The following is a 6525-nucleotide window of genomic DNA, read 5'->3' as shown; positions in this document are numbered from 1 at the left end:
GGAGGCAAAGGAAAATGATTGGCAACAAGGTAATTTTCAGGAAAATGATGACAGCGGAAAACGATGGTCATTATCTTGGCAACCTGATCAACGGCGGCAGAATGCTGGACTATTTCGGCGACGTCGGAACAGAGCTTATGGTCCGTGCAACGGGCGACGGCAGCCTGTTCCGCGCATACAAGGAAGTGAACTTCCTGGCGCCCATCCATGTGGGCGATTTCATGGAGTATCACGGCTGGATTGAGAAGAAGGGCAAGAGCTCCTTCGAGGTTCATTTCGAGTGCTATAAGATCTTCACCATGACAGATGACTATAAAGTGAAGTGCAACTTTATGGATGCCATCCAGGGTGAGCCCGACCTGAAGCATTATAAGAGCGACGCTGCCATGGTGGCCTGCGATCCCCCGCTGCTGTGCGGCAATGCCATCGGCATCATGATTGTTCCTGAGGAATATCAGAGAGAACCGCTCGATCCTGCTTTCAAAATCGAAACCTAACGTTCACCAATATAAAAAGCATCCCCTGCCGAAACACAGTGCCGGCAGGGGATGCTTTTTTATGAACTTGCTTCACGCGCAGGAAAACCAGTTGCTTTCAGACAGCTGTTTAACCGTTTATCTGAAACAAGGGATTGGGCCCGCAGAGTCCCTTTAAAAAACACTTACATATTTCATGGCGCCACGGTGCTGAAATTTTTTTGCGACAAAGGACGTTTGCCGCCGGGAAAGCTCCTGTGTCACCTGCTCCGGTTCCTGGCGCATACCCTGAAACCCAATCAGATTCAGCGATCTGCCGGGAATGTCAATTTCTATCAGGTCGCCATTCTGCAGAAGTCCAATGGGGCCGTTATCGGCGGCTTCCGGCATAATATAGCCGATGCACGGACCCTTGGAGCCACCGGAAAATCTTCCATCTGTAAGAAGTGCAGCACATTTGTCCAATGCGGGCTTATTGCAGATAGCGTTAATGACCTTTGCCATTTCCGGCATGCCAGCGGCATGAATGCCCTTATAACGAAGGACCACCACATCGCCGGGCTGGATGTGATCTGCATAAATTTCCTCCACAGCCTCCTCTTCAGAATCAAAGACCATTGCCTGTCCAATAAAATGGTGCATCGCTTCATCCAGGGCATAATGCTTCACCACCGCGCCTTCTGGAGCAATATTCCCGCGCAGAACAGCAAGCCCGCTGTCTTGATTGACGGGGGCGCTTACAGGCCGGATAATGTCGCTTGGCTTCAGACGATAATTTTGCAAAAACGCTTCACATCGGTAAAAATAACCGCTTTTTTCCAAGTCGGCCAGATTTTCACCAAGGGTCTTTCCGGTAACGGTCAAAACATCAAGATCCAAAATGTTCCCAAGCTCCCGCATAATCTGCGGAATCCCTCCTGCATACCAGAAAAATTGTGTTGGCCAGACTCCGGCAGTGAGAATACTGGTAAGCAATGGAACACCCGCAGAGATCCGCTCAAAATCATCCAACGCGATTGGAATGCCCAATTCCGCTGCGATAGCGGGTAAGTGAAGAACTGCATTTGAGGATCCGCCGATGGCCGCATGAATTTTAATGGCGTTTTCAAAGGCGGTGCGAGTCATAATGCGGCTGGGACGGAGATCCATTTCTACAAGGCGGCTGACACGCGCTCCCGCCTCTGCGGCAAGCTGCGTAATGTAATTTGTGTTGGCCGGCATCATGGCATTGGAGGGAAGCGCCATGCCCAATGCTTCTGCCATGGCCTGCATCGTGCTGGCGGTGCCCATGTAGGGACAGGCGCCATAGCTGGGGCAGGCGTTTTGTTTATAATAGAGCTCTTCGTCCGGAGACATGGCGCCCTCTGCCACGCGCAGGCTGGCTTCATAGCAGGTGTCTCCGGAAATAAATGCAGGCCCGGGCATCATAGAGCCGCCGCAGATATGGATGCCGGGAAGATCCAGCCGGGCCAGGGCCATCAAGTGCCCCGGCACTGCCTTATCACAGGAGGAAATGGTAAGAAGACCGTCGAAGCCGGAGACCCGGGCGTGAATTTCCACCATAGCTGCAATCAGATTTCTTGAGAGCAGGGAATAGCTCATTCCCTGATGTCCGGTTGCGACACCGTCACAGATATCCGTTACGGTATAGACGGCGGGCATTGCCCGTGCGGCATATACCGTATTTTTGGCGCGTTCCGCCAAGTCCATTAAGTGTTTGCTGCCAGGATGTGTGTCTCCGTAGGTGGACTCAATAAGAATTTGCGGCTTTTCCAGATCGGAAAGACTCCGGCCTGTGCCCAGCCAGATGGGATCCACTTCTGGCCCGGCGCTTCGTGTCATTTGACTTCTCCGCATGAACAAACCCTCCAATCATTTACTGATGTGTGCCAAGGGGCTTTTCAGATGAACGAAAAACGCAAAAAATCGGGGGCAGAAAAGCTCTGCCCCCGACTTCAGGCACCGTCAATCCAATTACTGAGGCTTTACAACAAAGCGAACCTTGTCGTAGTTGCCGGCAAAAAATTCAACCACATTGTTGGCGGCGGTCCGGTTGGCCTCGTCAAGTGCGGTTTCGGAATAAAATGCGGCATGGGGAGTAAAGAACACATTGGGAGCAGAGAAAATCTCCTCTGTAAAATCAGGGGTCTCAGAGACAATGACATCAAGTCCCGCCCGGCTGATTCTGCCGTCCCGCAGTGCATTGCAGAGTTCGTGCTCGTCAACGGTCAAGCCGCGGGAGGTGTTCACAAACACCGGATGCTTTTTGAAGGAATCAAAGACACTCTTATTCACCATTTCTTTCGTGCCCTTTGCCAGAGGGACGTGGCTCAAAACCGCATCTGCCCGCGCGCCGAGTTCTTCCATGGTTACCAGTTCGATTCCGGCTGCTTCTGCAACCTCTTTCGGAAGGAAGGGATCGTAGCCGACAACCGTCATGCCGAACCCATGCGCCATTCTGGCCACCCGGCGGGGAATCTGGCCGCAGCCGATAAGACCCAATGTCAGGCCGTTGATTCTCTGGAGCTTGGGGGCTTTGGACCAATCCCAGATATGATTTTTGACGTCAACCGCATAATCAACCACATTGCGCAGCAGCGCAACAATCAGCGTCATGCCGTGTTCGGCAACCTCATCAAAGCAATAATCGGGGCTGTTGGCAATAGCAAGACCTGCGGCCTTTGCCGCCTCAATGTCGATATTATCCACACCCATCGCATAGTTGCTGACGATTTTCAGATTAGGCAGAGCCTTGAACACCTTGGAGGTAAACTGCCCGTATTCGGCAATCGCCGCATCTGCATCCTTCAGTGCGTCAATGACATCGTCCTCGTCATGGACCTGTGTCACGGCAACATCATACCCTGCGGCTTTCAGAATTCCAACCTCGGTGCTGCAGTCCTCATGGCTGTGATCAACAATGACAACTTTCATTGCATTCCGCTCCCTTACGCTTCGTATTCATAGCCCGTCTTCAGGGCTTCCAGATTCAGCGGAATCAGCTTGGCCTTGCTGGCAAAGGTTTCCTTGACAAGATTCTCTACAGAGGTGTAAGGGATGAAGTCCAGATACTTCAGGACAAAACCCAGGGCGATCATGTTCGCAACCTTTGCATTGCCAAGCTCCATGGCCTTTTCAATAAACGGAACGGTTTTGATGTTCTTGCAGGGAGAGTCCGGCGTGGATTCCACCTGCGCGCTGAGAATCAGCACGCCCTGCTCTCCGGCGAGATGCTGATAATCTGCCAGGGAGGCCTCGTCCATAATCAGCATCACATCTGCCTCGGAGACAATCTGACACTCAATTTCCGTGGACATTACGATGTTGCACATGGTGCGTCCGCCGCGCTTTTCTGCGCCGTATACCGGGGAGAAGGTGACGTTATAGCCGGCCTTAATGGCAGCTGCACAGAGAATCTCGCCGAGATTCATGATACCCTGACCGCCGATACCGGAGAATAGGAGTTCCTTTTTCATCAGTTTTCACCCTCCTCATCCTTGAACACGCCAAGGGGATACTGTTCCACCATGACGGTGTCAATCCACTCCAGCGCCTTCACAGGCTGCATGCTCCAGTTGGTGGGGCAGGGAGAGAGAACCTCAACAAAGGTCATGCCCTTGCCAGCCAGCTGCAGGTCAAACGCCTTCTTAATCGCCTTCTTGGTTTTGACGACGTTCTGCGGGCTTGTCACAGTGACGCGCTCGGAGTAGCAGACGCCCTTCAGGGAGGCGAGTGTTTCCGCCATGTTGATGGGATAGCCGGAGTTCACCGCCTCACGACCAAGAGGAGCCGTTGTCGCCTTCTGGCCCATCAGGGTTGTGGGGGCGACCTGGCCGCCTGTCATGCCGTAAATGGCGTTGTTGATGAAGATCACAGAGAATTTTTCGCCGCGGATGGCCGCATGCATGATCTCAGCCATGCCTTCGGAAACCATGTCGCCGTCACCCTGATAAACCAGGACAAATTTGTGAGGCTCCGCCCGCTTGATTCCGGTAGCTGTCGCCGGAGCTCTTCCGTGAAGAGCCATAATCTGATCCATATCATAGAACTTGTCCGCCAGGCAGGAGCAGCCGATGGGCCATACAATGACACCGTTCCGCTGAAGTCCCATTTCGTCAATCAGCTCTGCAATGAGCTTGTTTACAATGCCGTGTCCACAGCCGCCGCAATATGTAGTAATAGCATCTGTGAAGATTTTCGGTCTTTCATAAATCGTCTTCACTTACTTCACCTCATTTAACTTCCGAATATCAGCAAGAACTTCCTTCGGGCTGGGAAGAATGCTGCCCCATCTGCTGAAGAGATACACATCGTGCTTGTTTTCCACAGAGAGCTTCACATCGTCGATCATCTGGCCGGCGGAGAGCTCGCAGCACAGGAACTTTTTCCCATTCAGATCCGCAAATGCCTTCTCGGGATAGGGCCAGAGGGTGATGGGACGGACCAAGCCGACCTTGATGCCCTCCGCTCTTGCCAGCTTCATTGCGGAGATGCACACGCGGGCGAGAGAGCCATAGGCAACGAGGACAATGTCAGCGTCCTCGCAGTTGTATCGCTCATAGCGAACCTCGTTTTCCTCAATGGCCTTGAACTTTTTCTGCAGCCGCTCGTTGATCATAATGACTTCGGCCACGCCGTTCATGCCGGTCAGATACACATGCTTCTCTCTCTCGGCGGGATCGAAGCCGGAGAGGACGTTATACTGGCTTTCCGGAGCCGGTACCTCCAGCCTGCCGGGGAGCTCGACGGATTCCCGGAGCTTTGCCAGGTTTCCGTCGGAGGCAACGACGACGGGATTGTGGTATTTCTCCGCCAGGACAAAGGCCTCCTGCATCAGCCTGCAGCCTTCTTCCACGGTATAGGGAGCGAGAATGAGGTTGCGGTAGTCACCGTGGCCACCGCCGCGGGTCAGCTGATAGTAGTCACTCTGACCGGCCATAATGTCGCCGTCACCGGGGCCGGGACGCATGATATCCAGAACAACCGCCGGCAGATCGGCGCAGCTCATATAGGACATCGCTTCCTGTCCCAGGGAGAAGCCCGGGCCGGAGGTGGCGGTCATCGCGCGGTGGCCAGCTGCCACGGCGCCTGCGATCATGTTGAACGCGGATACTTCTGTCTCTGCCTGAATAAAGGTGATTTCCTCCTCCGGTCGATTGAACATTGCCTTTGCAAAATATTCAGCCACTTCGCTGGAAGGGGTAATCGGATAACCAAAAAAGAGCTTGCAGCCTGCGCGGATGGCAGATTCGGCCATCGCCATATTGCCCTGCATAAATACTTTTTCACCCATAGTTGTCACCTAATCTCCCTTAATCTTCCTTATATACCGAGATAGCGGCGTCCGGACACATTCTCGCACACGTTCCGCATGCGATACAGCCCTCGCCGACAACCGGCGGGAAATAGCCGCGCTTATTCACGGCCGTGCCTTTTGTCAGGACCTTCTTGGGGCAGAAGCTGATGCAATAGCCGCATTCCTTGCATCGTTGAAAGTCAATTTTTACAATTCCCATGATGATTCCTCACTCACAAATATTCACTGGTGAACGTTAGGTTTCGATTTTGAAAGCAGGATCGAGCGGTTCTCTCTGATATTCCTCAGGAACAATCATGATGCCGATGGCATTGCCGCACAGCAGCGGGGGATCGCAGGCCACCATGGCAGCGTCGCTCTTATAATGCTTCAGGTCGGGCTCACCCTGGATGGCATCCATAAAGTTGCACTTCACTTTATAGTCATCTGTCATGGTGAAGATCTTATAGCACTCGAAATGAACCTCGAAGGAGCTCTTGCCCTTCTTCTCAATCCAGCCGTGATACTCCATGAAATCGCCCACATGGATGGGCGCCAGGAAGTTCACTTCCTTGTATGCGCGGAACAGGCTGCCGTCGCCCGTTGCACGGACCATAAGCTCTGTTCCGACGTCGCCGAAATAGTCCAGCATTCTGCCGCCGTTGATCAGGTTGCCAAGATAATGACCATCGTTTTCCGCTGTCATCATTTTCCTGAAAATTACCTTGTTGCCAATCATTTTCCTTTGCCTCC

At 53.0% G+C, this 6525-nt stretch carries 8 protein-coding genes; 1 reads left to right on the top strand and 7 read right to left on the bottom strand.

Annotated elements, in window-relative coordinates:
* Positions 1–497: hotdog fold domain-containing protein (locus BMZ81_RS13695; RefSeq protein ID WP_242942657.1), on the top strand; the 497-nt coding region annotated here is incomplete at its 5' end.
* A 153-nt stretch (positions 498–650) separates the two neighbouring features.
* Here the strand turns inward: BMZ81_RS13695 and ilvD are convergent.
* The 7 genes from ilvD to BMZ81_RS13660 form a co-directional block, all read right to left on the bottom strand.
* Positions 651–2333, bottom strand: a complete 1683-nt coding sequence (gene ilvD, locus BMZ81_RS13690) for a dihydroxy-acid dehydratase (RefSeq protein ID WP_091133063.1) — start codon at positions 2331–2333, stop codon at positions 651–653.
* Positions 2334–2450: 117 nt separating this feature from the next.
* Entirely contained in the window at positions 2451–3410 is a 960-nt protein-coding gene (locus BMZ81_RS13685; RefSeq protein ID WP_091133061.1) for a C-terminal binding protein, read from the bottom strand.
* Positions 3411–3424: 14 nt separating this feature from the next.
* The gene (locus BMZ81_RS13680; protein WP_091133059.1) at positions 3425–3952 is read right to left on the bottom strand and encodes a 2-oxoacid:acceptor oxidoreductase family protein; all 528 of its coding nucleotides are present in this window, start codon (positions 3950–3952) and stop codon (positions 3425–3427) included.
* Positions 3952–4698 carry a thiamine pyrophosphate-dependent enzyme gene (locus BMZ81_RS13675; RefSeq protein WP_177187330.1) on the bottom strand — a complete coding sequence of 249 codons (747 nt, stop codon included), beginning with the start codon at positions 4696–4698 and terminating at the stop codon, positions 3952–3954. The genes BMZ81_RS13680 and BMZ81_RS13675 overlap by 1 nt, the downstream gene beginning before the upstream one ends.
* Positions 4699–5769, bottom strand: coding sequence for a 3-methyl-2-oxobutanoate dehydrogenase subunit VorB (vorB, locus tag BMZ81_RS13670; RefSeq protein ID WP_091133057.1), 1071 nt, complete (start codon positions 5767–5769; stop codon positions 4699–4701).
* A 19-nt stretch (positions 5770–5788) separates the two neighbouring features.
* Complete coding sequence (locus BMZ81_RS13665) at positions 5789–5992, bottom strand: 4Fe-4S dicluster domain-containing protein (protein ID WP_091133054.1); 204 nt, start codon at positions 5990–5992, stop codon at positions 5789–5791.
* A 36-nt stretch (positions 5993–6028) separates the two neighbouring features.
* On the bottom strand, positions 6029–6525 hold a 497-nt coding region (locus tag BMZ81_RS13660), incomplete at its 5' end, for a hotdog fold domain-containing protein (RefSeq protein ID WP_242942657.1).

The sequence above is a fragment of the Oscillibacter sp. PC13 genome (assembly GCF_900115635.1).
In the GTDB taxonomy this organism is placed as follows: domain Bacteria; phylum Bacillota; class Clostridia; order Oscillospirales; family Oscillospiraceae; genus Oscillibacter.
This window is presented reverse-complemented; position numbering and strand designations above follow the sequence as displayed.